The sequence below is a fragment of the Haladaptatus sp. DYF46 genome (assembly GCF_021083305.1).
Lineage (GTDB): Archaea > Halobacteriota > Halobacteria > Halobacteriales > Haladaptataceae > Haladaptatus.
The window spans coordinates 102,117-126,632 of sequence record NZ_JAJFAY010000001.1 but is presented as its reverse complement, the minus strand read 5'-3'; the positions used below and the strand labels follow the sequence as shown (position 1 = coordinate 126,632).

Sequence of the window (24,516 nt, the reverse complement as noted above, 5' to 3'; positions counted from 1 at the left end):
GTCGGGTCCTCACAACACGTCGAAATCCGGCCAAGCCGGCCACTTTTCACACGAAGCGACCGAAAGATGATGATTATCGGCCACAAATAGTTTTACCTATCACAGATATCCGTTAGACGAACGTGATAAATCGTGGGTAGAAATGGTAACAACGGCAGTAGTCAATCGCACCAAAGGTATAAATGCGGCAGTTCCGTCTTACAAAACCATGGTGGGTGTTAGCGAACGTGATAGGGGTCGTCGGCGAGACGGCGTCTCTCGGCGGACCTTCGTGAAGGCCGTCGGAGTATCCGGAACCGCCGCCGGTCTCGCCGGCTGTACGAGTCGAGGAAAACCCGCAAACCCGAATACCATCAAGTGGGCCGCCGACTCGGACGCGGCGGACGCGCAGGGGGAGATAAACAAGGCGCTTCACAACGCCGGCCTGTCCGAGGACATCCACGTCGAAATCCTCGCCGGGTCGAGCAATACGGACGTACGACAGGCCCAATACCAACGATGGCTCTCGGCGAACTTGGAAGAGCCGGATATACTCCTCATGGACAGCGGATGGGCGTTACCGTTCATCGCCCGTGAGCAGGTGTTGAACCTGAGCAATAACCTTCCGGAGGACCTGCTGAAGCAGGTAAACAACGACTACTTCGAAGCCAGCGTCCAGACCGCGAAGTCCACGAACGGGGACCTGTACGGCGTCCCCCTCTTCCCCGATTTCCCGACGATGCAGTATCGGAAGGACCTCGTGAAGAAGGCCGGGTTCGAACCGGACAAGGAAAAGTGGGGAACGAACTCCATCTCGTGGAAGAAGTTCTCCAAGGTGACCAAGGAGGTCCAAAAACAGAACGACATGGACTACGGATTTACGTTCCAAGCGGACATCTACGAGGGACTCTCCTGTTGTGACTTCAACGAGTTCATGACCTCGTGGGGCGGCGCGTACTTCGGCTCACACGATAACCTGTTCGGGCCAATCGGGAAGCGTCCGGTGACCGTCGCCGAGGACCCGGTCATCAAGTCCATCAAGATGATTCGGACGTTCATTCACGGGTCGTCCGCACCCGGAACGTTACAGGGGTACGAGGGTGGCATCGCGCCGACCGCCGTCCTCTCGTGGTCCGAGGAGACTTCACGTGCGCCGTTCACGAACAAGAATGCGGTCATGCACCGAAACTGGCCGTACTCCATCGTCATCAACGGGGCCGACGACGTGTTCGGAAAGGGCCTCGGCGTCATGCCGATTCCGTACGGCGTCAAACCGAGCGAGGCGAAGTACAAGGGAACGGGCGGCCCCGCCGCGGCCCTCGGCGGGTGGCACCTGACCGTCAACCCGAACTCGCCGAAGAGGGAAACCGCCTTCGAGGTGATCCGGGCGATGATGAAATCGTCGTTCAAGCTGAAAATGTTCGAAGTCATCGGTTGGCTCCCGCCCGAACCGGAACTACTCAAATCGAAGAAGGCGAGACAGGTACCGGTCATCGGTCGATACGTCGACCAATTGCGGGTGGCCGGCCAGAACGCCGTTCCACGCCCCGTCACGGCGGTCTGGCCACAGGAGTCGGGTAAGGTGGCCCAGCAAGTGCACGCGGCGTACGCCAACGAGGCCTCGCCGGAATCCGCGATGTCCACCTTGAAAAGCCAGTTGACCCAAATCGAGAACTACAACAAATAATCATGGCAACTGAAGAACCAACGGAACACGGTTTGCGAGAGCAGCCGAAGTCGGGTGCCTACGCCAGCGCAGTTCGCTGGATCGAGAGCCTGAGCGAGACGCAGTTCGCGTATCTCCTCTTGCTTCCCGCCCTACTGCTCCTCGGCGTCATCGCCTTCTGGCCGCTCTTGCGGACGTTCGAGATGTCATTGCACGCAGACAGTATCACAGGGCCCGCTCAGATCGGCGGATTCGTCGGGTTCGAGAACTACGTGAACCTGCTGACGGGGAAACTCGATACGGTCGCACTACCGCAACCGTTCATCGACCTCAGTTCTCCGTTCAAAAGCGCCCTTATCGTCACGTTCATCTTCACCATCGTCAGCGTCCTGTTCGAAACCATCGTCGGCTTCGGACAGGCGCTCGTGTTGGATCAGGACTTCCGCGGTCGGCGCTGGGTGCGGGTCGCGATCATCCTCCCGTGGGCGGTTCCCATCGTCATCCAGGGGATGATCTTCTACCTGCTCTTCCAACCGGGAATCGGCTTCGGGGCCGACATCCTTCACAACGTGGTTGGATTCTCGACGACGCCGCTGGTCAACAGCCCGGAGGCGTTGTCCATCATCATCGTGGCCGACGTGTGGAAGACGACGGCGTTCATGGCCCTGCTCATCCTCGCCGGATTGCAGAGCGTCGACCGAAGCCTCTACGACGTGGCCAAGGTCGCGGGCGCGTCGAAGTGGCAGCAGTTCAAGATGATAACGCTGCCGCTCGTCTTCCCGACGGTCATGGTCGCGATGCTGTTCCGTACCATCGCGGCGATGCGGATTTACGGCCTCATCCAAACTATGTCCGGGTGTGCGACCGTTCCGTCGCTGTCCTGTCTCGTCGTCTCGACGTTCAGCGTCCGACGGTACGGGACGGCGTCCGCCATCGCGTTCGTGACGGCGGCCATCATCGGCATCGTGGTGACGGTGTACATCGTGAAGTTCCGCGAGAGCGCGGAGGCGATCTAAATGGCGCAAGCCGAAGCCGACCAAACCATGTCAGAAGAGGATGAAAACCTCGGTCCGTTCCGGCGGTGGGCGAAAGGGGCGATGCAGGACCCCGAGAGCACCTACCGAGGGTTGTTCTACCTCGTCATGGTGTTCTTCCTGTTCACCACGCTGTTCCCGCTGTACTGGTTGCTCGTCCTCGCGTTGACGCCGAGCAACAATATCGTCAATATGGGACTCCTGCCGAAGGGGTTCAATCCCGGTGCATTCGTGGAGATCTTCCAGCGGTTACCGTTCCACGTGTACATGTTCAACAGCTTCGTGCTCGCGTTGTTGACCACCGCCATCGTGCTGGTGCTCGCGAGCCTCGCGGGCTACGTGTTCGGGCGACTCGACTTCCCGGGCCGTGGGCCGCTGATGTTGCTCATCCTCGCCATCTCGTACTTCCCACCGGCGGCGTTCCTCATCCCGCTGTTCCGGCTGTTCACCGGGAACATCGAGATACTCGGGCTGAGCACGCCGATGCTGTACAACACGCCGGGAGCGCTGTTGCTCCCGTTTAGCGCCCTGTTCATGCCGCTCTCGATATTCATCCTGACGACGTTCTACAGCCAGATTCCGGACGGGCTGGAGGACGCCGCGCGAATCGAGGGCACCACGCGACTGGGCGCGCTGTTCCGCGTCATCATCCCGCTGTCGGCACCCGGCGTCGCCACGGCAGGCGTGCTAACATTTATCAACGTGTACAACGAGTTCTTCTTCTCGTACCTGATGACGGACGGGGAGGCACAACACTGGGCCCCCATTCTGTGGGGCATCCTTGGCTACCAAGGCCAGTACGCATCGTTCTACAACCTCATGGCGGCGGCGAGCATCGTTGGCATCCTGCCAATCGCCATCCTCGTCGTCATCGCGCAGGAGAAAATCGTCAGTGGACTCACCTCTGGCGCACTGAAGGAGTGATACAAAATGGGTGAAGTAAACCTCGAACACGTTTCGAAACGGTACGATGATGTAACGGCGGTCGACGACATGAATCTAGAAATCGAGGACGGCGAGTTCGTCACGCTCGTCGGCCCGTCGGGTTGTGGAAAGTCCACGACGCTCGAAACCATCGCGGGACTCACGATTCCGACGGAGGGAACCATTTCCATCGCCGACCGGGACGTGACGACGCTTCCACCGAAGGATCGCGGCATCGCGATGGTGTTCCAGAACATCGCGTTGTTCCCGCACATGGACGTGTACGACAACATCAGCTTCGGCCTTCGGCTCAGAAGCTACGAGAAGAAGGAGGTGGACCGGCGCGTCGACCGGGCCGCGGAAATCGTCCAACTCGAAGGCATGCTGGACCGGATGCCCGACGAGATGTCCGGCGGTCAGCGCCAGCGCGTCGCCATCGCCCGCGCCATCGTCCGCGAACCCGAAGTGTTCCTGATGGACGAACCGCTGGCGAACCTCGACGCGAAACTGCGCGTCCACATGCGCACCGAACTCCAGCGACTCCACAAGGAACTCGACGCGACCATCGTCTACGTCACACACGACCAGGCGGAGGCGATGACGATGTCGGACCGAGTGGCGGTCATCAATAAGGGCGAACTGCAACAGTTCGCGCCGCCGCTCACCTGCTACAACGAACCGACGAACCTGTTCGTCGCGGGGTTCATCGGATCGCCGAGCATGAACTTCGTGGAGGGGACGGTCGATTCGGACGGCTTGCAGACGGAGGATTTCCACGTTCAGTTCGACACCGGCCAACTGGACGGTATCGCGACGGACGACAGGTTGACGCTCGGCGTTCGACCCGAGGACGTGTACCTCACCGACGACGCCGACGACGTAGTGGCCCCGACCGAGTCGATCTCGGCGAAGACGGACGTGCTCGAACCGATGGGTGACGAAATCTTCGTCTACATCCTCACGGGAGGCGCGACTTCGGAGGGAATGGACGCGGAAGCCGACGACTCCCACCAACTGCTGATGAGCGTCGACCCCGACAAGGACATCGACTCCGACCAGGACGTAGACGTCGTCCTCGACAGGGAACACCTCCACCTGTTCGATACGGAAACCGGCGACGCCATCGCTCACGGGTTGGAGTTCGCCTCGGTCGGAACCGGACCCACGGGAACCGAAGCGGAGGGGGACGACTGAAATGGTAACCGAACTCGGCTGGTACTATCTGGGAGCAGGAACGATCCTGTTTTTCTTCTGGGCGTACGGGGTCGTCTCGTTCGGCCTCGACGTAAAGAACAAGATAATTCCCGGCATTCGCGGCCAACTCGCGGAGCGTGAGGCCCGGAAAACGGAGGAAGAACGTGAGCGCGAGCGCGAAGAAAAGAAACAGCAGTTGTACTGACGTGTCACGCTTTTCCCACCCGAGTTCGGTTCGACGGGGGGCAACTAGTGGCAACAATCGTATGAGTATGGGGGATATCGGACGACGAAAGGAAAAGAATAACACCGTCTCACCGGTGAGCGGTAACTATGAGTGCCAGTGAGCCGGTTCGAGTCGGGTTCGTCGGTCTCGGAAATATTGGACATTATCACGCCGACAGAATCACTGATCTACGCCACGAAATCGTCGGCGGTGTCGATATCAACCCCGACGCGCGCGCCCGCTTCGCCGAGAAGTACGATACCCGTTCGTTCGAGAGCTACGAGGAACTGTACGAGTCGGACATCGACGCCGTAATCGTCACGACGCCGAACAAGTTCCACGAGGAGTACGCCATTTCCGCGCTCGACGCGGGTCTCGACGTCCTTCTCGAAAAGCCGCTCGCGCACACGCTCGAAAGCGCAGAACGCATCGCGGAGGCGGCCCGAAACGCCGAAGGCTTCTGTATGGTCGGCTTCCACAACCGCTTCCGCAACCCCGTCGAAGTCATCAAAGGGTATCAGGACGAGGGTCGCTTCGGGAAGACACGCCACGTCGAAGCGAACTACATCCGACGTCGCGGCATCCCCGGCCGCGGGTCGTGGTTCACGAACCGGGACGTCGCGGGCGGCGGTGCCCTCATCGACATCGGCGTTCACGCCATCGACCTCGCGTTGCACCTCCACGACTTCCCCAAAGTGAAGGAAGTCAGCGGCGAGGTCCGCTCGCAGTTCGGCGACCGGGACGACTACACGTACCTCGAAATGTGGGGCGACGACACCGACTCGGGCGCGTTCACGGTCGACGACTCCGTGACCGCGTTCATCCGCTGTGAGGGTGGCAGGACCATCTCGCTGGAAGTCGCGTGGGCCGCGAACCGCTCGTCGAGCGAGGAGTACTTCGTTCGCGGGACGGACGCCGGCGCGAGTTTCGACAAGCACGACGACTCCCTCACCATCTACGAGACGAGCATGGTCGGCGCGGACCACTTCTCCGACTGTCAGGTCAAGACGCGACAGGAGGACGCCCACAAGGCGGAACAGCGCGTCTTCTTCGAGGCGGTGCGCGACGGCGTCGCGCCGAAGATGAACACCATCGAACAGGCGTTGACGGTCCAGCGCGTCATCGACGCCGTGTATCGCTCCTCGCAGGACGAGCGGGCGATTCAACTGTCACAGGAGTAGCGTGTAGATTCCGGCTGTTCTCGGCTATTTTCGGCTGTTTTCGGCAGTTCGTGGGGGACGTTCGTCGGTCGGCGGCTGCTGTACCCCATCGCACCAAAATTTTATTCCCGAACGGAGTACTCGTTCAAAGTATGGACATCGGCGTTCACACACCACCACTGTACGGCGAATCGCTCGACGATGCACTCTCCTACTTGAACGACATCGGCGTGGACGCCATCGAACCCGGCGTGGGTGGCTATCCCGGCGACACGCACCTCCCGCGGGAGGAGTATCTGGACGACGAGGCGGCACAGGAGGAACTCCACGACCTCCTCGACGACCACGACATGCGAATCAGCGCGCTGGCAACGCACAACAACCCGCTCCACCCGGACGACGAGGAGGCAGAGGAGGCCGACGCGGAACTCCGAGAGGCGATTCGGCTCGCCGACCAGTTGGACGTCGGCACCGTCACTTGCTTCTCCGGCCTGCCCGCCGGCGGTCCGAACGACGAGTATCCGAACTGGATCACCGCGCCGTGGCCGTCGGAACACGAGGAAGCCCTCGAATACCAGTGGGAGGACGTCGCGATTCCGTACTGGACCGAAATCGCGGAGTTCGCCGACGACCACGACGTGAACCTCGCCATCGAGATGCACCCGAACATGCTGGTCCACGAACCCGCCGGAATGCTCGAACTCCGCAACGCGACCAACGAGCGCGTCGGCGCGAACTTCGACCCCAGCCACCTCTACTGGCAGGGCATCGACGTGCCGGAGGCCATCCGCTTCCTCGGCGAACACGACGCCATCCACCACTTCCACGCCAAGGACACGAAGGTGTACGAGTCCCAAGCCCGCTACAAGGGCGTCCTCGACACGACGCCGTACACCGAGGAGGCGAACCGCTCGTGGCTGTTCCGCTCGGTTGGTTACGGCCACGGCGAAGGCCACTGGAAGGACATCGTGAGCGCGCTCCGTCTCGTGGACTACGACGGCGCGCTCTCCATCGAACACGAGGACTCGCTCACCAGTTCGCGCGAAGGATTGGAGAAGGCCGTGGAACTGCTCCAGCGCGCCGTGTTCCGAACCACGCCCGGCGAGGCGTACTGGGCGGAGTAGTTCAGAGGTCCGCGACGAGCGCTTCGGGATACAGCGTCTCGGGGTCGTCCTCGTCCCTGAAGTCGGCGGATGACTTCCAGACGCACGCTATGCGTTCGTCGTGTTCGGGTTCGTAGCCCGGGAACTCGTCACGCTCGTACGGCCACGCCTCGTCGATAACCGCCTCGTAGACGCGCCAGATTTCGTGGTGTCGCCGCCCGCCGAAGGTGAACACCGCCTCGTATGTTTCGAAGTGGGTGACGTTCGAGAGCGAGACGCCCAGTTCCTCCTCGAACTCGCGGTGGAGCGCTTCCTCGCTGTGCTCACCGAATTGGACGCCGCCGCCGAGCGGGTAGTGGTACGGAGGATTTGCATCGGAGCGAGGTTCCCGCGCGACGAGAAGTTCGTCGCCGCGGCGGACGAGGCCACGAGCGGAGACGCGGATGTGGGGTTCGGACATCGGACTCGTGAAGAGCGAAGAGTGTCAGATAAGCGTATCGAATCCGCGACGAAGGTCAGCGAACGATCCGCGTCAGGTACCACGTCAACAGCGCGCCCACGACCAGTCCGCCAGCGGTTGCGGCGACGAGGGCGGCGGGACCGCCGCCGCCGTGCAGTGCGATGAGTCCGCCGGACGCTCCGACGAGGAGGACGATGGCGATTTTCAGACGGGTCATCGCGGCAGAACGCTCCTCCTGTGAAATCGGACCGACCATTATCGACCCCTGCTCGTTCGCGCTGAACTCTTCTCGTCACCGACGCGTACGCCACGCATGAAAGAGGGCGAGAGTGGCAGACGCTTAAATCCCGGCGGGACGGGGTTACTCCCGGTATCGTTCGACGCTTTCGAACAGCGCCTCGAAGGCGGGCGTGCCGTCGTACCGAATCGTTCCCGTTCGGTCGTCGTAATCGATGAGATGAACGTCCCACAGTTTGGGGAGCGTGACGTGACGGAGGTTGGTTTCGAGCGATACCCGTCTGAGTTCGTCGGTTTCGGTCAACTCCTCGACCGTGAGGACGCCGTCGGGCGCATCCATCGCCATTCGAAGCACGTATCGGCACTCCCGGTCGGCCAGCACGGAGAGCCAATCGTCCACCACGCCGGAGGGCGCACCGATTTCCGAGGTGGCCACCGGTAACCGTGGAGGTTCCGACGCGTCCGGGTCCGTCGGTGTCGAACCGTCGAGGGTGGAGAGGATCACATCGCTCGGCGTGGCCGTGTTCGAGTCGGATTCCTCGACATTCGAACTGCCCGTTTCGTTCCGAATCGGAGCAACTATTCCGGCGATGCCGACGACCAACCCCAACAGCGCGCCGCTCGTCACGAGAGTCTGTGTGAGAAAGTAGGGATTTGCGATGTGCCACCCGGAGACTTTCGCGGTGACGATGACGCCCGCCGCAAAGCCACTGAGTGCCAACATCCCCTTGAGACAGGAGATATCGATTCGCTGGAGCGCGCTCGCTTCGATGTCGCTCCTCGATAACCTGAGTCCCGAGTAGATGAGTATCGCGGAGAGCGTCATCTCGATGATGAACTCCGGGAACCACACCGAATCAGCACGGAGGTACAAGTCGAAGACGACGACTATCGACAGCAGAACACCGAGGAGTGAGATCATTCGTCCGCCGGTTCTCGACTCGCCGTCGGCTACCGTGAGGTCGGGGTGGGTCACGCGCATCCGGGGTCACTATCACGGGTAGTCGCTCAGCGCTACTATCGGTTTCGCCACCCGTGAAAAATCGGACCCGCCGTTCGTACGAACGAAAATTTCGGACGTTACTGGAACCCGCGACCCACTTCGTCCTCGTCGATGAGGTCGTCTAGCTCCTCGTTCAACAGCTTTTCTTCCTCCTCGAACGTCTCGGCGAGGTCGGAAATCGGGTCCGGCCGGTCGTAGCCGTCGAACGCCATCGGTCCGAACGCCGGGCTTTCGAGCGCCTCCATCACGTCGTCGAAGAGGTCCGCCCCCGACGTCGGCGCGTCGGCGTGTGCCTTGATGGTCTCCTCGACGCGCTTTGCACGCGCCTCCATCTCCTTTTCGTCCGGACGCTCGTCCTCCGTATTTCGAACCGCGAACCGACCCTCGCGGGACTCCTTTTCGGGGAGATAGCTTCCGATTTCGTCGTCCAGTTTTCGGGCGACGTGGGTGCCGACGCCGCGGACCTGATACGGGTTCTTCGCGTAGGTCTTCAGATGGAAGAGACCGGCCTTCGGATGGCCGAGATACAGGTCCTCCCCGACGCCGCCCGCACGCTGTCCGCCGGCGGCCCGCCACCCCTCGGGGTCGACGCTGCGGTCGACCACGTCCTGTAAGATGTCCTGCCACTCTCGAATCCGCATAGATACACAGTAACACGCCGGAAGGATTAACGTATCGCTTTTCCGTATCCGTCTCCGTCCCGTGGACGACGGGACGGTCGTTTTCGGCCGTCCCGATGCACCGAAGCGATGGACGTCGAGGAGGCGGCCGACGAGGTGGAACGGGTACCTTTTTCCTCCGGCACTCGAAGAACCATCATGAACCTTTCAGCGGAACAGCGGGCCATTCGGGACGTGGTTCGGGAGTTCGCAGTCGAGGAGATACGACCGGTCGCCGGCGAGTGCGACGAGAAACAGGAGTTCCCCGAGGAGGTGTGGGACGGCCTCGCCGAACTCGATATGATGGGACTGACGGTCCCCGAGGAGTACGGGGGACTCGACGTGGACAAACTGACCTACAGCGTCGTCAACGAGGAGGTCGCCTACGGCATGCTGTCGGTCGCGACGGCGCTGTCGGTCCACTGCCTCGCGACGTCGTGTCTCGCCGAGTTCGGCAACGAGGAACAGAAGGAACGCTGGCTTCCCGACATGGCGGAGGGTCGCCCCGTCGGCGCGTTCGCGCTGTCGGAACCCGAGGCGGGGTCGAACCCGGCCGAGATGTCCACGGAAGCGCGCCGCGAGGGAGACGAGTACGTCATCGACGGCAAGAAGCAGTGGATCACGAACGGCAAACGCGCCGACGTCATCGTCCTGTTCGCGAAGACCGACCGGGACGACCCGGGGAGCGTCACGCAGTTCGTCGTCCCGAAGGACGCCGGGGTCGAAGTCGGCAAGAAGGAGGAGAAACTCGGCTTGCGAGCGAGCGACACGACGAGTCTCATCTTCGACGACGTGCGGATTCCCGCCGAGTATCGACTGACCGAGGAGGGTAAAGGACTGTCCGCGGCATTCCACATCCTGACGGGCGGACGCATCGGCATCGCCAGTCAGGCGGTCGGCCTCTCGCAGGCGGCCCTCGACCAAGCCGTCGAGTACGCACAGGAGCGCGAGCAGTTCGACCGGCCCATCGCGGACATCCAGACCATCCGGCACAAACTCGCCGACATGCGGACGAAGTTGCAGGCGGGACGGTTGCTGACCCGCGATTCGGCCCGTCGTGCGGACGACGGCGAGGACCACGCAGCGGCCGCGAGCATGGCGAAGTACTTCGCCAGCGAGTCCGCCGTCGAGATCACGAACGAGGCGGTACAGATTCACGGCGGCTACGGTTACACGACCGACTTCGACGTGGAGCGGTTCTACCGCGATTCGAAGATCACGACCATCTACGAGGGAACCTCCGAGATTCAGAAGAAGGTCATCGCCCGCGACTTGCTCGGCTGACGCGTCCATCGAGCGTTCGCAGGTGTCGCCGACCGAAGTCCCTTTGCACCTTCCTTTCCTACCGACGAGCGTGATAGACGACGTTTCGGCGGTCGTATACGACTTGGATGGGACGCTCGTGAACCTCGTCGTCAACTGGAAGCGAGTCGCGGAGGACGTCACCGCCGTCCTCTCCGAACACGGTGTCGACGCGAGCAACGTGGACCTCTGGGCGATGTTGGACTTGGCGGACGAAGCGAACGCCCGCGAGGCGGTCGAATCGGTCATCGGCGACCACGAGTGCCTCGGTGCTCGGCGGTCGAAGCGCCTCCCGCACGCCGACGAACTCCTCCGCCGCGAGGTGCCGGTCGGCGTGTGTTCGTTGAACTGCGAGGCCGCCTGCCACGTCGGCCTCGAAACGCACGGCCTCGCCGACGCCGTCGATGCGGTCATCGGCCGGGACTCCGTCCCGACGCGAAAGCCCGACCCGGAACCGCTTCGGGCGACGCTCCGTGCGCTGGGAATCGACGGCCCGGCGCTGTTCATCGGCGACTCTCCACGTGATGAGCTGACGGCAGAACAAGCGGGCGTCGCGTTCGAGTACGTTTAGTTGCGCGTAGTTACTGGTTGAGCGCGAGCGTGTTCTTCAGGAGGTTCGCCTGGCCGCGTCGTAGCTTCTCCGAGATGGATTGATGTGTCACGCCGAGAGTCTCGGCGAGGTCCGTCGCGGACGTGCTGCGGGGAATCGAATAGTATCCGTTCTTGTACGCGAGCATGAGCGTCTGCTGTTGGCTCTGCGTGAGGCCGTATCGGCCCGTTCTCCCCTTGGAGAACTCGTGGATGTTCTGGAGTTCAAGGTCGATTCCTCGTCGGCTACAGTACTCGTGGGTGCGAGTGACGGCGTCGTGGTCGCTGAACAGCAACCGGAACTTCCACTGGTCTTCCTTCCCCGTCGCGGCCAGTACCGTTCCGTTTTCCTCCACGAGTATCTGTATCAGTGCATCGATATCCTTGACCCACTCCAGCCGATACAGACATTCCGTGTCGAACGCCGCGACCAGTTGAAAATCGCGGACGGTTTCGTCGGCCGAGAACGCCGTTTCGATGGCCTGTTGGCTATCCGTCCCGACCCAAACGAAGGGCATGAGGTGGTTGCGATTGTAGGCAGCCACCTGTTCGACGTCGAATCGAACCGAATCGAGTTCCGCAAGCGTGTGACCGAGGGCAAACCTATCGGCGGGAAACGCCACTTCGGCTATGGTTCCCGTCATGGCCTTTTCTCAGGAGTTGTCCTTAATATCGCTATTGGCCGCGAGATTATAGATGCGAAATCTTATGAATGGGAGAATCGCCGACGCAAGCCGAGATGTGCGAGAACATGTCCGAGAAAGTACTGATCGAGAAATTCGCAGAAAAAGCGCCGTTTCGTTTGGAAACGTGTATCAATGTACGTTTTTGATTACTATCCTTTCTCCGGGGTCTGGTGGGTACGAGCGTAGAGAAATACGCCGATCGCCGTGAGGAACCACACTATCGCACCGACTCGAACGGCAAACGACACGCGCGATGCCCACGTCGGAAGCGACACTCCCGAGAAGAGCGCCAGAAACGCGACGATCGGCGCGCCGATGAGAATCGTGGTGACGAACGTGACCTGCATTACCCATCCGTAATCGATGCCGTCGGGAGTGTGGGTTTCGACTGGCTCGGGCACGGGTTAACCCGCGAACCGGACGGGCTTAAGCGTTGTCAGGTCCGATTCCGGTACTCGAATCACCGACCGGGTACGTTAAGCCGCAGGACCGTAGAGTTCGACGTATGCCAACGGTGAGGGACATCCGCGCCAAGGCGGGCAAAGAGCCGATTACGATGTTGACGGCCTACGATGCGCCGACAGCGGCCGTCGTGGACGAGGCCGGTGTCGATATGGTACTCGTGGGCGATAGCATGGGGAACACGGCCCTCGGATACGACTCGACGCTGCCGGTAACGGTGGACGAGATCGCCAGTCGAACCGGTGCGGTCGTCCGAGGGACCGAAGACGCCCTCGTCGTCGCCGACCTGCCCTTCCTGGGCTTCGGCTACGACGAGAAAAGCGCCGTCGAGAACGCGGGGCGAATGTTGAAGGAGGAGGGCGCGAACGCCGTCAAAATCGAGAGCGGACCGCACACCGTCGAACTGACGGAGACGCTTTCGAACCTCGGCATCCCGGTGATGGCTCACCTCGGACTCACCCCGCAGAAGGTCAACCAGTTGGGCCACCTTCGACAGGGTACGTCGCGGGAGGACGCCGACGAAATCCTCGAACTCGCACGGAAACACGAGAATGCGGGGGCGTTTTCGCTCGTCCTCGAACACGTCCCGGCGAACCTCGCGGCGTCGGTCACGGACGAACTCGACATTCCGACCATCGGTATCGGCGCGGGGCCGGACACCGACGGACAGGTCCTCGTGATCAACGATGCGGTCGGATTGGGAGACTGGAGTCCGCCGTTCTCGAAGCAGTTCGGCGACGTTCGAGGCGAGATGAAGCGCGCGGTGTCGGCCTTCCGCGACGAGGTCGAGTCCGGCGAGTTCCCGGCCGAGGAGCACAGCCACGTCGAAGAGGAACTGGACGACGTCTACTGAACGACCGGCCGCTATTTTCCGTTCCTATCGACGCTCCGCGAGGAACTCCACGAGCGTCTCGTTGAACGCGTCGGGCGTTTCGAGCATGGCGAGGTGAGCCGCGTCTTCCAGTTCCGCGTACTCCCCGTCCCGTACGTTCTCGGCCAAAAATTCGTGGTACCACGGCGGCGTGAGCATGTCGTGTTCGCCGACGACGGCGAGCGTCGGCGCGGCGATGTCGCCCAACCGGTTGCGCACGTCGAACGTGTGACAGGAGTGGAAATCCCGGCTCGTCACCCGTTGCCCGACGGCGTACATGGATTCCTTCGAGAGTTCGACGTAGCGGTCGCCCGGGTCGTGAAAGAGGCGGTCGGGGTCGTGGAGGAACTCGACAGCCCGGTCGAAATCGCCTTCCAACCACGTGAGCATGTCGTCCAGAACCGAGAGCCGTGCGCCCGTTCCGGCGAGGACGAGCGTGTCGGGGTCGAATCCGCGGTCGAGAACGAGATGCAACACGACCGCGCCGCCGAGCGAGTTGCCGACGAGCGTTCGCGCACCGGTCTCCTCGGCAACCGCCAATACGTCGCTCGCGTAGACGGAAAGGGTACTCCATCCGGGGTCCACGTTCACGTCGTCGGACTCGCCGTGGCCGCTCAAATCGACGGCGACGACGGGAAACTCGGACGCGAGGCGGGCGAGTTGTGCCTTCCAGATCTCGTGGGTTCCGCCGCTTCCGTGAACGAACAGGACGGGGTCTTCCTCGCCACCGCGGTCGGCGACGCGGTACGCGGTCGTCCGTCCCTGATGTGTGACTGACTCCATATGCGTTTCATTCTCGTGCGCGAAGCATAAAGTTCGACCTCGGACTTCCGGCTACGATCGGGGGCGAAATCGAACCGTTCTTCGTGAACCGCATTTCGTTCCTAATTCGGGAATCGATGTACAGCGCCACCCCAATATACGAAAGATTTATATACTATTGTAACTAACTACAGGTTAGCTAAAGATGACGCTCGAACGAATATCACAACACGAAGACAGTATTGCTCGCCGCTACGAGTACGGTGACGAAGAGCTCATCGTCGCGGATTTCGGCACCGCCGACGTATCGGTGGACGTGCTGGACGACGCGGCAATCGTCGTCGTGGAGCGCGACGGTGAGAGTTTCCAGAGTGAAATCGAACTACCGGAGGGTGACGCGCAAGCGTTTATCAACAACGGTGTCCTCACTATCGAGGTGGGACAATGAAACTTACAGTCAAACCGCTCAAGCAGAAGGACGCGGGTCGCGGACTCGCGGCGGTTGACCGACGCTCCATGGAGGAGCTCGGCGTGGAGAACGGCGACTACATTGTCATCGAGGGACGTGGGCAGGGTCGTGCCGTCGCACGGGTTTGGCCCGGCTACCCCGAGGACGAGGGTCGCGGCATCATCCGCATCGACGGGAAACTCCGTCAGGAGGCCGGCGTTGGCATCGACGACAAGGTCAGCATCGAGAAGGCCGACGTAAGCCCCGCGAACCGGGTGACGATTGCGCTCCCGCAGAACCTCCAGATTCGCGGGAACATCGCGCCCCACATCCGCGACAAGCTCAGCGGACAGGCCATCACGCAAGGGCAAGCGATTCCGTTCGGTTTCGGCCTGATGGGTATGGGCTCGGGACAGTCCATCCCGCTCAAGGTCGCGGAAACCGACCCCGACGGAACGGTCGTCGTCACCGACGCCACCGAAATCCAGATCAGCGAACGCCCCGCCGAGGAGGTAGCGTCCGGCGGCGGTGCCGGCGGGCAAGCGCGCCCCGACGTAGCCTACGAGGACATCGGTGGTCTGGAGCGCGAACTCGAACAGGTTCGGGAGATGATCGAACTCCCGATGCGCCACCCGGAGCTGTTCAGTCGCCTCGGCATCGACCCGCCGAAGGGCGTCCTGCTCCACGGCCCACCGGGAACCGGGAAAACCCTGATGGCGAAGGCCGTCGCCAACGAGATCGACGCCTACTTCCGGACCATCTCCGGGCCGGAGATCATGTCGAAGTACTACGGCGAGTCCGAAGAGCAACTTCGTGAGGTGTTCGAGGAGGCCGAACAGAACTCCCCGGCCATCATCTTCATCGACGAACTCGACTCCATCGCGCCCAAGCGCGAGGAGGCGGGCGGAGACGTGGAGCGTCGCGTCGTCGCACAACTGCTCTCGCTGATGGACGGACTGGAAGAGCGCGGCGAGGTCACCGTCATCGCGGCGACCAATCGCGTCGACGCCGTCGATCCCGCGCTTCGCCGTGGCGGTCGCTTCGACCGCGAAATCGAAATCGGCGTGCCGGACCGCGACGGTCGCCTCGAAATCCTGCAGGTCCACACCCGCGGGATGCCGCTCGCCGACAGCGTGGACTTGGAGGAGTACGCCGACAACACCCACGGGTTCGTCGGTGCCGACCTCGAATCGTTGGCTCGCGAAGCCGCGATGAACGCGCTCCGACGCGTGCGCCCGGAACTCGATCTCGATTCGGACGAGATTCCGGCGGACGTACTGGAGTCGCTGAAGGTGACGGAGGCGGACTTCAAGGAGTCGCTAAAGGGCATCGAACCCTCGGCGCTCCGCGAGGTGTTCGTCGAAGTTCCCGACGTGTCGTGGCAGGACGTCGGTGGCTTGGAGAACACCAAGGAACGTCTCCGCGAGACCATCCAATGGCCGCTCGACTACCCCGAGGTGTTCCAGGCGCTCGACATGGAGGCCGCGAAAGGCGTCCTGATGTACGGGCCGCCCGGAACCGGGAAGACCCTGATGGCGAAGGCCGTCGCCAACGAAAGCGACAGCAACTTCATCTCGATCAAGGGTCCCGAACTGCTGTCGAAGTGGGTCGGGGAAAGCGAGAAAGGCGTGCGTGAAGTGTTCAGCAAGGCCCGCGAGAACGCCCCGACCGTGGTGTTCTTCGACGAAATCGACTCCATCGCCACGGAGCGCGGCCGCGACGGCGGCGGTGGCACGCAGGTCAGCGAGCGCGTCGTCTCGCAACTCCTGACCGAACTCGACGGCCTCGAAGAACTCGAAGACGTCGTGGTCATCGCCACCTCGAACCGCCCCGACCTTATCGACGCCGCGCTCCTGCGCCCGGGACGGCTGGACCGCCACGTCCACGTTACCGTGCCGGACGAGGAGGCGCGCCACGCCATCTTCGAGGTTCACACCCGTCACAAGCCGTTGGCCGACGACGTCGACCTCGAAGCCCTCGCGGAACAAACCGAGGGCTACGTCGGTGCCGACATCGAGGCCGTCTGCCGCGAGGCCGCCATGGCTGCGAGCCGCGAGTTCATCGACAGCGTCTCTGTCGAAGACATCGCCGACAGCGTCGGGAACGTCCGCATCACGGCCGAACACTTCGAGGACGCCATCGGCGAGGTGACGCCCAGCGTCACCGACGAGACCCGCGAACGCTACGCGGAGATCCAAGAGCGCTTCGACAGCGCGGAACCCGAACCGGAAGAACAGTTGGGCCGGACGTTCCAATAGAACCTTTTACGACGGTCGCGGTCAGGGACGACAGCCGTCGTCCCTGACGGGCTCCTTCACGGCAAAGCCGTGAAGGAACGAGGGAGCGAAGCTCCCTCGCATTCCCTGTAAAAGGTTCATCAAAAGCAGCGGAAGACGTTCCTGCTCGCTTACGCTGCGCGGGCATGCGACTTCCTGGCCTTCCTTCACTGCGTTCAGGAAGACACTCCTCCCTCGCTTCGACTCACGGCTCACTACCGTTCGCCGTTCGTTCGCCGAGACGCGAAGCGCCTCACTCCGCTCAGTCGTCGGCCCGGAAAATCGGAGATTTTCCGGAAGAGTTGCTAGCGACTTGCGGCGCGTCAGTAGCCTATCGCGTTGCTGTCAGCAGGTTGCGTGAACTGTAATTCACCAACCATTTTTATCGTACCCGTTCATCGTGACGGCCGAATGATAATCGTCCAGACGAGTATCCCCATCGACCCGGAACGGCGAGCGGAAGCCTTGGAGATGATACGAACCGTCACCGAACATTCCCAGAAGGAGGACGGCGTGGTCAACTACTGGGCGACGACCGACGTTCAGAATCCGAATCTCGTCCGATTCTTCGAACAGTACGAGAGCGTTGAAGTGGTGGAGAAACACGTCGAGACGGACCACTACGCGCGGTTCAACGACGAACTGGCGAACTACGTCGACGGCGAGATAGAGACGATTCAGGCCCGCGTGGACGACGTGGAGACGGCCCGGTTCGATATCAACGAACTGCTAGCACAAAAGTAGAGGATCATCACGCAGAAACGACGTATGTCACGTTTACCGTCTCCAGCAGCGTCCAGACGTGAAAAGGACCGAATTCAGTCGATCTGTTCCGCCGCATTACGCTCGATGAGCGGCCCGGCGTTTTCGGTCGGGAGCGCGACCACGTCCTCGGTTTCGAGGTCGTATTCGCGCTCGTCCACGCCGAGAATCGAGCCGATATCGCGGGTGATCCGCACCGTCGTCCGGTCCGCTTCGAGGTCCGAACCGGACGCCCGAACGGCATCGGAGTCTTTCGGTGCCGTGTCCGCGCCGTCGTCCGATTTTTCGGACGCCGTCCCGACCGACGCCGTCTCCGCCGCTGAATCCGGTTCCCGAGCGGTCCCCTCGTCGGGCGGCGACGGTTCGGGAGGCGTCGATTCGCCGGGGGACGATGCATCGTCTGCATAGTCGGCATCGTTTTCTCCCGCAATCGTGGCCGCTTCGTCGGTCGGTCGGTCGTCGTCCGAAGCGGGTCGGGCGGCATCGGTTTCGGCGTTCGAAACCGGATTCGCGTCGCTCGCCGGTTCGTTAGCCGTCGATTCGACGCTCCCCTCGTCCCCCGACAACACGTCGAGAACGGTCGTCTTGTTCGATTCGATACGTTCGACGAGGTCCGAAAACAGCTGTTGTTCCTCGCTCGTCAGTCCCTCCTCGTCGGCCGGAATCCCGGCCGCGGAGAGGCTTGCACGTTTGACGACCTTCCCGACGCGGCGTTCGTACACCGCCTCGACCACCTCCTCCGCGGTCTTGATTTCGTCGGTGAGTTGGTTGACTTCCGCGGAATCGAACGGGTCGTCCGCCCGTTCGGCGGCCCGCTCGCGCTCCTCGCGAAGGCCGCGGATGTAGCTCCCGACATCCGCGTAGAAGGACTCGCGTAGATGCTGTAGGCTGTCCTTCGAGCGTTCCTTGCTCTGTACGCTGCGGAGTTCGTCGAGATTCATTCTTTCCCCTTTTCTGCCCGGTCACGCACCATGAGAAAGATGGCGACGTATTCGGGAATAGATACATTGCCTGCGGGGAGCCTAAAGCTTTCGCCACCGAGCGAAAGTTCCGTCTCCGACGGCAGTTCGACCGTCACCTCGTGTGACGTGAACGTCTCGGGAATCGCATCACGGAGCGGGTCGAACTCGGGTAACTCGTCGCGCGGAATCCGTTTCACTTCGAGTCCGCTTCCGCCGTGAAGGCTCTCCGGCAGGCGAATCAAACGATGCGTGTCGGTCGTGACGGGTTCGTCCACCGACGCGCTTTCGGCCGCGAACACGTCGTCGGCCAGAATCCGCGCGAGTTGGTAGAACGCGGGATGCACGTCGACGTTCCCGCTGTCTATCTCCCGGCGGTTGTTCGTCGCGGCGTTGTACGCCCCCTTCGCCTTTCCCGACCCGATGCCGTCGAACTCCTGCAACCGTTCGAGGGCGTCATCTTCCTCCATCGACAGGAGTTCGTCCACGAACGAACTGACGTGCGCGTGAACCCGGCCGCCCCATCCGCCGCTGGTGGGGAGGGTCCGTTTCTGCGTCGGATTCTTCAGGCCGAGTCCGGCGACCGTCTCCGTCTGCACCAGCGACTCGAACTCCACGTCGCCCGCCCGAACGTAATCGACGATTTCCCGCCGTCCCTCGCGGTCCAATCCCTTGACCGCCTCGTCCCGGACGTGGACGTGGTAGCCCCGCCCCCCCGAGAAGACGACCGTCATGTCCTCGAATCCGAAATCGCGGTCGAGCAGGTCGAGCAGGTCGAGTAGTTCGTCCTTACACCGCGCCAGCATCTCGGCGTACGGTGTTTCGGGCGTGACGCCCGGCAGGTGGTCCGCGTCCAAGTCGAACACGAGGTCGGCGCTCTGCCAGTCCTTCGCCTCCATCGTCCCTGCGCCGGGGTCGCGATAGCGTCCGGCGGAGAAGTAGACGTGTCGCGGACGCTCGCGTTCGAGAAAGCCGCCGAGGGTGCCGAGGTCGAGGAGCGAGTGGTGGCGAACCATCGTCGTTCCGGGCCCGGCGGTCCACGGGATGTACCCCCACTCGCGCTCGTCGGCGTCCGGCGGGAGCGCCGGCGCTACCGTTCGGTAGTGGTCCCGGAACCGGCCTCGCAGATACGCACGCGTCCGCTCTTCCATCTGTACGTTCATGAAACACCCGACTGATTAAAGCGTTGTTTCTTCGGATTTAGCGAGCGCTGTTCGGGATACTATCGTCGCACGGTCGGATCAGCAAGCGAACGCGACTTAGCCGCGCATGAAATCGGAGAGGCGTTTGGCGATGCCTTCCTCCTCTCCCAATCGGAGGTAGTAGGCACCACCGCCGTCCTCGTAGTAGTTGTCGATACGGCGTTCGACGTGGAAGCCGAGGTGTCGGTAAAATTCGAGCGCGTTTTCGTTCGTCGACCGGGCGTGGCAGGTGACGGAAGCGTGATTGTCGGCGACCTTCGCCACGAGCCGTTGACCGAACCCTTCGCCCCGGAACTCGGGGGCGACGGCGAGAAAGAGGATGTACCCGTCCCGTCGAGCCGCCGCGAATCCGATGAGTCGCTCGCCGTCTTCACCCTCCGTGACGTAACAGTAAACCGTCGACCGCCGGTACGCGTCGGTGAAAAACCCACGTCGTTGTTTCAGCACGCCTTCACGTTGCCGGATATGCTCTTTCAGTTGCCACGCCTCCTCGACGTAGCGACTGTCGCCCGGCCCGACGACGCGCGTGTCAATGTTTACGCTCACTGCGAGTGAGTAGCAGGCAGACAAATATAATTCCACCGGCATACGAATGCAGCGTGATTCAGGGAGTAGCAAGCCTAAAACCGGTAGCCAGCGTGTATCGAACGATGCACTACACGCTCCGAGAACACACCGCCGATATCGGAGTCGAGGCGACCGGAGAGACGATTTCCGCCGCGTTCGCCGCCGTTGCGGACGGCATGGCGGCGGCGATGTGCGACGACATCCCGACGGGTGGAACTCGCTTCGACATCGCCCTGCGCGCGGAAAGCCGGGAGGCGCTCCTCTTCGACTATCTGGACGAACTCATCTACCAGCGCGACGTCCGTGCCGTACTCCCCGTCGAAAACGAGGCGAACGTCACCGAGGAGGGACGGGAATGGTACCTCCGCGGAAGCGCACGCGGGGTCCCGCTCGGGGAGCTCATGGCGCGGGAGATAAAGGCCGTCACCTACTCCGAGATGGCGATCGAGAAAACGGACGACGGGTGGCGCGCCTACGTCGTCTTCGACGTGTGAACCGGCGAGACGGCTTCGAGGCCCACGACGCCGTACCCGACCCCCGAAACGCCTTCCACTGCGTGCGTCGAAGTGGCACGCATGACGACGTACACCGCGGGGGACGTCACCCTCGAACGGATTCGTGAGTACGTGTGGGAAATTCCACGGGAAGGGGAGATGGGGACGCCCGCTCGCGTCCTCGCCAGCGAGGAGCTTCTCGACCAAATCGCGGAGGACAAAACGCTCCAGCAGTTGCGGAACGCGACCCAGTTGCCGGGCGTGACGAAGTACGCGGTCTGCATGCCGGACGGCCATCAGGGGTACGGATTCCCCGTCGGCGGCGTCGCGGGAATCGATGCCGAGAACGGATGTATTTCGCCGGGAGCGGTGGGCTACGACATCAACTGCGGCGTCAGGATGATGCGGACCGACCTGACGATGGACGACGTGCGCGGCCACGAGGAGGAACTCGTGGACGCGTTGTTCGACGCCATCCCGTCCGGGTTGGGCGGCGGCGGGGTCGTCGAAACGGACGTCGACACCGTCGAGGAGGTGTTGGACCGCGGGATGTCGTGGGCGCTGGAGAACGGGTACGCGACGGACGCGGACCTCGCACACTGCGAGGACGAGGGGGTTCGGGAGGAAAGCGATCCGGCGGCCGTCTCGGAGAAGGCGAAAAACAGGGGCAAAGGCCAACTCGGGAGCCTCGGCAGCGGCAACCACTTCCTCGAAGTCCAGCGCGTGACGGACGTGTTTCGGGAGGAAGTCGCCGACGCGTACGGACTGTCGGAGGGACAAATCGTCGTCCTCATCCACTGTGGTAGCCGCGGATTGGGCCATCAGGTCTGCACGGACTACCTCCGCAAAATCGAGAAGGAACACGCCGACCTGCTGTCGAAACTTCCGGACAGGGAACTCGCCGCTGCCCCCGCCGGGAGTCGATTAGCCGAAGAGTACTACGCGGCGATGGGGGCGGCCATCAACTTCGCGTGGGTGAACCGGCAACTCGTCATGCACCGAACGCGCGAGGTGTTCGAGGAGGTGTTCGACCGCTCGTGGCGAGCGATGGGGATGGAACTGCTGTACGACGTGGCACACAACATCGCCAAGAAGGAGGTTCATACGGTCGGGGCGAAGGGCCGATCCGAAGGGGATCGCGACGCCGTCGACCGCGAGGAGCGAGAACTGTTCGTCCATCGAAAAGGTGCGACGCGTGCGTTTCCGGCGGGCCATCCGGAGGTTCCCGGCGCGTATCTCGACGTGGGGCAACCCGTCATCATTCCCGGCAGCATGGGGACGGGAAGTTACGTACTTCGCGGGGGCGAGGCGTCGATGGAACTCGGGTTCGGTTCGACCGCACACGGTGCGGGCCGGGTGATGAGTCGAACGCAAGCGAAGCGGGATTACCGGGGCGAGGACGTGAAAGACGAGTTGGAACGCGAACGGATTTTCGTCAAAGCCCGGAGCGGCGCGACGGTCGCGGAGGAGGCACCGGGCGTCTACAAGGACGTGGACGAGGTGGTTCGGGTTTCCGACGCGCTCGGGATCGGGGACACGGTCGCACGGACGTTCCCGGTTTGTAACATCAAGGGGTGAGTCGACGTCTCGGGGAAATTTCGCCGTCTCGGAAATGCACAATATTCCGTTTACTAATCAAAAGAGTTTGATACCATCGTCACGAAACGACCGTATGCGACGACGAGCGTTGCTCGGTGCGATGGGAACGAGTGTAATCGCGGGCTGTCTCGGTGACGTTTTCCGCTTCTCGCGCGGCGAGCCGCGTTTTTCGATCGAGAACGACCCCGTTCCCGCCGGTCTCCCGGCGACGCTCTCCGCGAAACTCCTCTCCTCCGAAACGGCGAATCGTCCGCCTCGCGTTCGGGTCACGTTCGAGTACACGGGGGAGGAAGACGGCACGGTCGGGTTTACCTATCCGGGTCCCTTTGCGGACACGGTCGCGGCGGGGTCGGGCGACTCGAAACTCGTACTCAAATACGAAGCCACCGCGGACGACCATCACGACGACTGCTGGTGGGCGACGGACACCTACGGCCACGGTGCGACCGAGCAGCGGCGGTTCGGTTCCGGAGACGTTGCGGACGTCGAATGGGAAGTCCTGACACACGAGGAGTCGAACACCTGTTACCCGCCGGGAAGCTATCGGTTCTCCGACCGCTATCGGATGAACGGAAACGTGTACGAATGGGGATTTCGGCTTCGGATACGCTAAGTCCGGAAATCGAAGTTCGGCGCGTCCTCCGGTCGGAGCGGGACCTCCGGGTCGAGTTCTTCACCCTCCTCGTAGCGCACGAAGTTGAGGTAGTACAGTTCGCCACAGCCGTCGCCGTCGGTTTCGCTCGCGCCGCAGACGAGTTCCACGCCGTCGGCGTCCTCGAACTCGTCGTACGCGTCTGCGTACTCCCATCCGTCGAGCGGGTCGGGCGTGACCGATTTGTCGGCCAGACGGGCGTCGCGTTGCAGCGTCGCGATAGCACCACAGTGGGGGCAGTAGTAGCGAACGGGGACAGTCATAATCCACGGTAGGCGTCGGGAGGAGGTAAACCGTTCGTCGCTTTCCGTCGCGCGGGAGTCGGCGAAACGGAACCCGAAACCCAGAACAATCTTGTAGCCCGGCGGACTTCGTTAGCCCATGATAGACGAGACAGTCGAGGAGATACAGGAGATGCAAACACACAGCTCCTCGACCGTCGCGGTCAAGGCGGCGAGAGCGCTCTCCGACCTCGTGGACCGCGATTTCGAAACCGTCGAGGAGTTCGAGCGCGCGCTCGACCACAACAGCAGCGTGCTTCGCCGCGCGAATCCGTCCCACGCCTCGCTCGTCACGACCCAGCGCGCCATCGTCACGATGGTCACGGAGGCGGACAACGAGTCGGTCGAAGCCGCCAAAGAGCACACTCAGGAGGCCATCGACAGCGTCGTCGAACAGGTGGTGACCGCCAAACGCCGCGCCGCCGAGAACGCCGCGCCGCTGTTCGAGGACGGCATGACGCTCATGACCCACGATTACTCCTCGACCGTGCTGGAAGCCGTCGAAACGGCCGTCGCGGACGGCGCGTACCTCGACGTGTACGTCATGGAGGCCCGGCCGCGCTACCTCGGACGCAAGACCGCCCGCGTGCTGGGCGAAATCGACCAAGTGGACGTGACGCTCATCATCGACAGCGCCTCGGGACACTACCTGCCCGAGTGTGACCGCGTGTTCACCGGAATGGACTGCATCGTGGACGAAACCCTCTACAATCGCGTCGGCACGTTCCCCCTCGTCGCCACCGCGAACGAGGTCGATGTCCCCGTCACGTCCGTCGGTTCCAGCGCGAAAATCGTCGGCGAGGCGTTCCGGTTCGAGAACGACTTCCGATCGCCGAGCGAGGTGATTCGTGAGCCAGCGGAGGGCTTTGCGGTCTGCAACCCTGCCTACGACGCCACGCCGACCGATCTCCTCGACTCCGTCGTGACGGACGAGGGGACGTGGGAGTACTGACGCCGACT

At 62.5% G+C, this 24,516-nt stretch carries 28 protein-coding genes; 17 read left to right on the top strand and 11 right to left on the bottom strand.

Going from position 1 to position 24,516, the window contains the following annotated elements; all coding sequences use genetic code 11:
- Positions 1 to 208 precede the first annotated feature (208 nt).
- From LJF34_RS00700 to LJF34_RS00670, 7 genes are all read left to right on the top strand, one after another.
- A complete protein-coding gene (locus LJF34_RS00700) occupies positions 209 to 1,666 on the top strand; it encodes a substrate-binding domain-containing protein (protein WP_231182716.1) in 1,458 nt (485 codons plus the stop codon).
- 2 nt (positions 1,667 to 1,668) lie between these two features.
- Positions 1,669 to 2,661 (top strand): sugar ABC transporter permease, encoded by a 993-nt coding sequence (locus tag LJF34_RS00695; protein ID WP_231182715.1) that lies wholly within the window; start codon positions 1,669 to 1,671, stop codon positions 2,659 to 2,661.
- On the top strand, positions 2,662 to 3,603 hold the full coding sequence (locus LJF34_RS00690) for a carbohydrate ABC transporter permease (protein ID WP_231182714.1): 942 nt from the start codon (positions 2,662 to 2,664) through the stop codon (positions 3,601 to 3,603).
- A 6-nt stretch (positions 3,604 to 3,609) separates the two neighbouring features.
- Complete coding sequence (locus LJF34_RS00685) at positions 3,610 to 4,797, top strand: ABC transporter ATP-binding protein (protein WP_231182713.1); 1,188 nt, start codon at positions 3,610 to 3,612, stop codon at positions 4,795 to 4,797.
- A 1-nt stretch (position 4,798) separates the two neighbouring features.
- The gene (locus LJF34_RS00680; RefSeq protein WP_231182712.1) at positions 4,799 to 5,002 is read left to right on the top strand and encodes a hypothetical protein; all 204 of its coding nucleotides are present in this window, start codon (positions 4,799 to 4,801) and stop codon (positions 5,000 to 5,002) included.
- 128 nt (positions 5,003 to 5,130) lie between these two features.
- Positions 5,131 to 6,204 carry a Gfo/Idh/MocA family oxidoreductase gene (locus tag LJF34_RS00675; protein WP_231182711.1) on the top strand — a complete coding sequence of 358 codons (1,074 nt, stop codon included), beginning with the start codon at positions 5,131 to 5,133 and terminating at the stop codon, positions 6,202 to 6,204.
- A 131-nt stretch (positions 6,205 to 6,335) separates the two neighbouring features.
- A complete protein-coding gene (locus LJF34_RS00670; protein ID WP_231182710.1) occupies positions 6,336 to 7,307 on the top strand; it encodes a sugar phosphate isomerase/epimerase in 972 nt (323 codons plus the stop codon).
- A gap of 1 nt (position 7,308) precedes the next feature.
- Here the strand turns inward: LJF34_RS00670 and LJF34_RS00665 are convergent, their stop codons facing one another.
- The 4 genes from LJF34_RS00665 to LJF34_RS00650 all read right to left on the bottom strand — a co-directional run bounded on the left by LJF34_RS00665 (position 7,309) and on the right by LJF34_RS00650 (position 9,627).
- Positions 7,309 to 7,746: an NUDIX domain-containing protein gene (locus tag LJF34_RS00665; protein ID WP_231182709.1), complete on the bottom strand. Its 438-nt coding sequence runs from the start codon at positions 7,744 to 7,746 to the stop codon at positions 7,309 to 7,311.
- Positions 7,747 to 7,801: 55 nt separating this feature from the next.
- A complete protein-coding gene (locus tag LJF34_RS00660) occupies positions 7,802 to 8,002 on the bottom strand; it encodes a hypothetical protein (RefSeq protein WP_231182708.1) in 201 nt (66 codons plus the stop codon).
- Between the two features lie 105 nt (positions 8,003 to 8,107).
- Entirely contained in the window at positions 8,108 to 8,965 is an 858-nt protein-coding gene (locus LJF34_RS00655; protein ID WP_231182707.1) for a hypothetical protein, read from the bottom strand.
- 98 nt (positions 8,966 to 9,063) lie between these two features.
- Positions 9,064 to 9,627, bottom strand: coding sequence for a hypothetical protein (locus tag LJF34_RS00650; RefSeq protein WP_231182706.1), 564 nt, complete (start codon positions 9,625 to 9,627; stop codon positions 9,064 to 9,066).
- A gap of 177 nt (positions 9,628 to 9,804) precedes the next feature.
- Between LJF34_RS00650 and LJF34_RS00645 the strand changes: the two genes are divergently transcribed.
- On the top strand, positions 9,805 to 10,929 hold the full coding sequence (locus LJF34_RS00645; protein ID WP_231182705.1) for an acyl-CoA dehydrogenase family protein: 1,125 nt from the start codon (positions 9,805 to 9,807) through the stop codon (positions 10,927 to 10,929).
- A gap of 70 nt (positions 10,930 to 10,999) precedes the next feature.
- Positions 11,000 to 11,518, top strand: a complete 519-nt coding sequence (locus LJF34_RS00640) for an HAD-IA family hydrolase (protein WP_231182704.1) — start codon at positions 11,000 to 11,002, stop codon at positions 11,516 to 11,518.
- Between the two features lie 10 nt (positions 11,519 to 11,528).
- Here the strand turns inward: LJF34_RS00640 and LJF34_RS00635 are convergent, their stop codons facing one another.
- Positions 11,529 to 12,179, bottom strand: coding sequence for a helix-turn-helix domain-containing protein (locus LJF34_RS00635; RefSeq protein ID WP_231182703.1), 651 nt, complete (start codon positions 12,177 to 12,179; stop codon positions 11,529 to 11,531).
- Positions 12,180 to 12,370: 191 nt separating this feature from the next.
- Entirely contained in the window at positions 12,371 to 12,622 is a 252-nt protein-coding gene (locus tag LJF34_RS00630; RefSeq protein ID WP_231182702.1) for a DUF5822 domain-containing protein, read from the bottom strand.
- 104 nt (positions 12,623 to 12,726) lie between these two features.
- Between LJF34_RS00630 and panB the strand changes: the two genes are divergently transcribed.
- Positions 12,727 to 13,536 carry a 3-methyl-2-oxobutanoate hydroxymethyltransferase gene (panB, locus tag LJF34_RS00625; protein ID WP_231182701.1) on the top strand — a complete coding sequence of 270 codons (810 nt, stop codon included), beginning with the start codon at positions 12,727 to 12,729 and terminating at the stop codon, positions 13,534 to 13,536.
- A 24-nt stretch (positions 13,537 to 13,560) separates the two neighbouring features.
- On the opposite strand, the gene LJF34_RS00620 is transcribed toward panB, so the two are convergent.
- Entirely contained in the window at positions 13,561 to 14,337 is a 777-nt protein-coding gene (locus LJF34_RS00620) for an alpha/beta fold hydrolase (protein ID WP_231182700.1), read from the bottom strand.
- 184 nt (positions 14,338 to 14,521) lie between these two features.
- On the opposite strand from LJF34_RS00620, the gene LJF34_RS00615 reads away from it, so the two are divergent.
- From LJF34_RS00615 to LJF34_RS00605, 3 genes are all read left to right on the top strand, one after another.
- Positions 14,522 to 14,764: a hypothetical protein gene (locus tag LJF34_RS00615; protein WP_231182699.1), complete on the top strand. Its 243-nt coding sequence runs from the start codon at positions 14,522 to 14,524 to the stop codon at positions 14,762 to 14,764.
- Entirely contained in the window at positions 14,761 to 17,022 is a 2,262-nt protein-coding gene (locus LJF34_RS00610; RefSeq protein ID WP_231182698.1) for a CDC48 family AAA ATPase, read from the top strand. The genes LJF34_RS00615 and LJF34_RS00610 overlap by 4 nt, the downstream gene beginning before the upstream one ends.
- 429 nt (positions 17,023 to 17,451) lie before the next feature.
- Positions 17,452 to 17,784: a putative quinol monooxygenase gene (locus LJF34_RS00605; RefSeq protein WP_231182697.1), complete on the top strand. Its 333-nt coding sequence runs from the start codon at positions 17,452 to 17,454 to the stop codon at positions 17,782 to 17,784.
- Between the two features lie 74 nt (positions 17,785 to 17,858).
- On the opposite strand, the gene LJF34_RS00600 is transcribed toward LJF34_RS00605, so the two are convergent.
- The 3 genes from LJF34_RS00600 to LJF34_RS00590 form a co-directional block, all read right to left on the bottom strand.
- The gene (locus LJF34_RS00600) at positions 17,859 to 18,743 is read right to left on the bottom strand and encodes a hypothetical protein (RefSeq protein WP_231182696.1); all 885 of its coding nucleotides are present in this window, start codon (positions 18,741 to 18,743) and stop codon (positions 17,859 to 17,861) included.
- Positions 18,740 to 19,912 (bottom strand): DNA primase small subunit PriS, encoded by a 1,173-nt coding sequence (priS, locus tag LJF34_RS00595; protein WP_231185016.1) that lies wholly within the window; start codon positions 19,910 to 19,912, stop codon positions 18,740 to 18,742. The genes LJF34_RS00600 and priS overlap by 4 nt, the downstream gene beginning before the upstream one ends.
- A 108-nt stretch (positions 19,913 to 20,020) precedes the next feature.
- Entirely contained in the window at positions 20,021 to 20,509 is a 489-nt protein-coding gene (locus tag LJF34_RS00590) for an N-acetyltransferase (RefSeq protein ID WP_231182695.1), read from the bottom strand.
- Positions 20,510 to 20,613: 104 nt separating this feature from the next.
- On the opposite strand from LJF34_RS00590, the gene LJF34_RS00585 reads away from it, so the two are divergent.
- The 3 genes from LJF34_RS00585 (at position 20,614) to LJF34_RS00575 (ending at position 23,236) form a co-directional block, all read left to right on the top strand.
- Entirely contained in the window at positions 20,614 to 21,024 is a 411-nt protein-coding gene (locus tag LJF34_RS00585; protein WP_231182694.1) for an archease, read from the top strand.
- 81 nt (positions 21,025 to 21,105) lie between these two features.
- Positions 21,106 to 22,602 (top strand): RtcB family protein, encoded by a 1,497-nt coding sequence (locus tag LJF34_RS00580; RefSeq protein ID WP_231182693.1) that lies wholly within the window; start codon positions 21,106 to 21,108, stop codon positions 22,600 to 22,602.
- Positions 22,603 to 22,696: 94 nt separating this feature from the next.
- On the top strand, positions 22,697 to 23,236 hold the full coding sequence (locus tag LJF34_RS00575) for a hypothetical protein (protein ID WP_231182692.1): 540 nt from the start codon (positions 22,697 to 22,699) through the stop codon (positions 23,234 to 23,236).
- On the opposite strand, the gene LJF34_RS00570 is transcribed toward LJF34_RS00575, so the two are convergent.
- On the bottom strand, positions 23,233 to 23,538 hold the full coding sequence (locus LJF34_RS00570; RefSeq protein ID WP_231182691.1) for a hypothetical protein: 306 nt from the start codon (positions 23,536 to 23,538) through the stop codon (positions 23,233 to 23,235). The two genes, LJF34_RS00575 and LJF34_RS00570, sit on opposite strands and share 4 nt — an antisense overlap.
- A gap of 118 nt (positions 23,539 to 23,656) precedes the next feature.
- On the opposite strand from LJF34_RS00570, the gene LJF34_RS00565 reads away from it, so the two are divergent.
- Positions 23,657 to 24,508 carry a translation initiation factor eIF-2B gene (locus LJF34_RS00565; protein ID WP_231182690.1) on the top strand — a complete coding sequence of 284 codons (852 nt, stop codon included), beginning with the start codon at positions 23,657 to 23,659 and terminating at the stop codon, positions 24,506 to 24,508.
- The last annotated feature ends 8 nt before the right edge of the window (positions 24,509 to 24,516 follow it).

What these genes read in the sequence shown, in the direction of transcription:
- panB (WP_231182701.1), top strand. Translation starts at nt 12,727, where the DNA reads ATGCCAACGGTGAGGGACATCCGCGCCAAGGCGGGCAAAGAGCCGATT.
- LJF34_RS00585 (WP_231182694.1), top strand. Translation starts at nt 20,614, where the DNA reads ATGCACTACACGCTCCGAGAACACACCGCCGATATCGGAGTCGAGGCG.
- LJF34_RS00650 (WP_231182706.1), bottom strand. Translation starts at nt 9,627, where the DNA reads ATGCGGATTCGAGAGTGGCAGGACATCTTACAGGACGTGGTCGACCGC.
- LJF34_RS00645 (WP_231182705.1), top strand. Translation starts at nt 9,805, where the DNA reads ATGAACCTTTCAGCGGAACAGCGGGCCATTCGGGACGTGGTTCGGGAG.
- LJF34_RS00675 (WP_231182711.1), top strand. Translation starts at nt 5,131, where the DNA reads ATGAGTGCCAGTGAGCCGGTTCGAGTCGGGTTCGTCGGTCTCGGAAAT.
- LJF34_RS00655 (WP_231182707.1), bottom strand. Translation starts at nt 8,965, where the DNA reads ATGCGCGTGACCCACCCCGACCTCACGGTAGCCGACGGCGAGTCGAGA.
- LJF34_RS00665 (WP_231182709.1), bottom strand. Translation starts at nt 7,746, where the DNA reads ATGTCCGAACCCCACATCCGCGTCTCCGCTCGTGGCCTCGTCCGCCGC.
- LJF34_RS00580 (WP_231182693.1), top strand. Translation starts at nt 21,106, where the DNA reads ATGACGACGTACACCGCGGGGGACGTCACCCTCGAACGGATTCGTGAG.
- LJF34_RS00635 (WP_231182703.1), bottom strand. Translation starts at nt 12,179, where the DNA reads ATGACGGGAACCATAGCCGAAGTGGCGTTTCCCGCCGATAGGTTTGCC.
- LJF34_RS00615 (WP_231182699.1), top strand. Translation starts at nt 14,522, where the DNA reads ATGACGCTCGAACGAATATCACAACACGAAGACAGTATTGCTCGCCGC.
- LJF34_RS00670 (WP_231182710.1), top strand. Translation starts at nt 6,336, where the DNA reads ATGGACATCGGCGTTCACACACCACCACTGTACGGCGAATCGCTCGAC.
- LJF34_RS00605 (WP_231182697.1), top strand. Translation starts at nt 17,452, where the DNA reads ATGATAATCGTCCAGACGAGTATCCCCATCGACCCGGAACGGCGAGCG.
- LJF34_RS00610 (WP_231182698.1), top strand. Translation starts at nt 14,761, where the DNA reads ATGAAACTTACAGTCAAACCGCTCAAGCAGAAGGACGCGGGTCGCGGA.
- LJF34_RS00565 (WP_231182690.1), top strand. Translation starts at nt 23,657, where the DNA reads ATGATAGACGAGACAGTCGAGGAGATACAGGAGATGCAAACACACAGC.
- LJF34_RS00695 (WP_231182715.1), top strand. Translation starts at nt 1,669, where the DNA reads ATGGCAACTGAAGAACCAACGGAACACGGTTTGCGAGAGCAGCCGAAG.
- LJF34_RS00620 (WP_231182700.1), bottom strand. Translation starts at nt 14,337, where the DNA reads ATGGAGTCAGTCACACATCAGGGACGGACGACCGCGTACCGCGTCGCC.
- LJF34_RS00575 (WP_231182692.1), top strand. Translation starts at nt 22,697, where the DNA reads ATGCGACGACGAGCGTTGCTCGGTGCGATGGGAACGAGTGTAATCGCG.
- LJF34_RS00680 (WP_231182712.1), top strand. Translation starts at nt 4,799, where the DNA reads ATGGTAACCGAACTCGGCTGGTACTATCTGGGAGCAGGAACGATCCTG.
- LJF34_RS00700 (WP_231182716.1), top strand. Translation starts at nt 209, where the DNA reads ATGGTGGGTGTTAGCGAACGTGATAGGGGTCGTCGGCGAGACGGCGTC.
- LJF34_RS00685 (WP_231182713.1), top strand. Translation starts at nt 3,610, where the DNA reads ATGGGTGAAGTAAACCTCGAACACGTTTCGAAACGGTACGATGATGTA.
- LJF34_RS00600 (WP_231182696.1), bottom strand. Translation starts at nt 18,743, where the DNA reads ATGAATCTCGACGAACTCCGCAGCGTACAGAGCAAGGAACGCTCGAAG.
- LJF34_RS00570 (WP_231182691.1), bottom strand. Translation starts at nt 23,538, where the DNA reads ATGACTGTCCCCGTTCGCTACTACTGCCCCCACTGTGGTGCTATCGCG.
- LJF34_RS00690 (WP_231182714.1), top strand. Translation starts at nt 2,662, where the DNA reads ATGGCGCAAGCCGAAGCCGACCAAACCATGTCAGAAGAGGATGAAAAC.
- priS (WP_231185016.1), bottom strand. Translation starts at nt 19,912, where the DNA reads ATGGAAGAGCGGACGCGTGCGTATCTGCGAGGCCGGTTCCGGGACCAC.
- LJF34_RS00660 (WP_231182708.1), bottom strand. Translation starts at nt 8,002, where the DNA reads ATGGTCGGTCCGATTTCACAGGAGGAGCGTTCTGCCGCGATGACCCGT.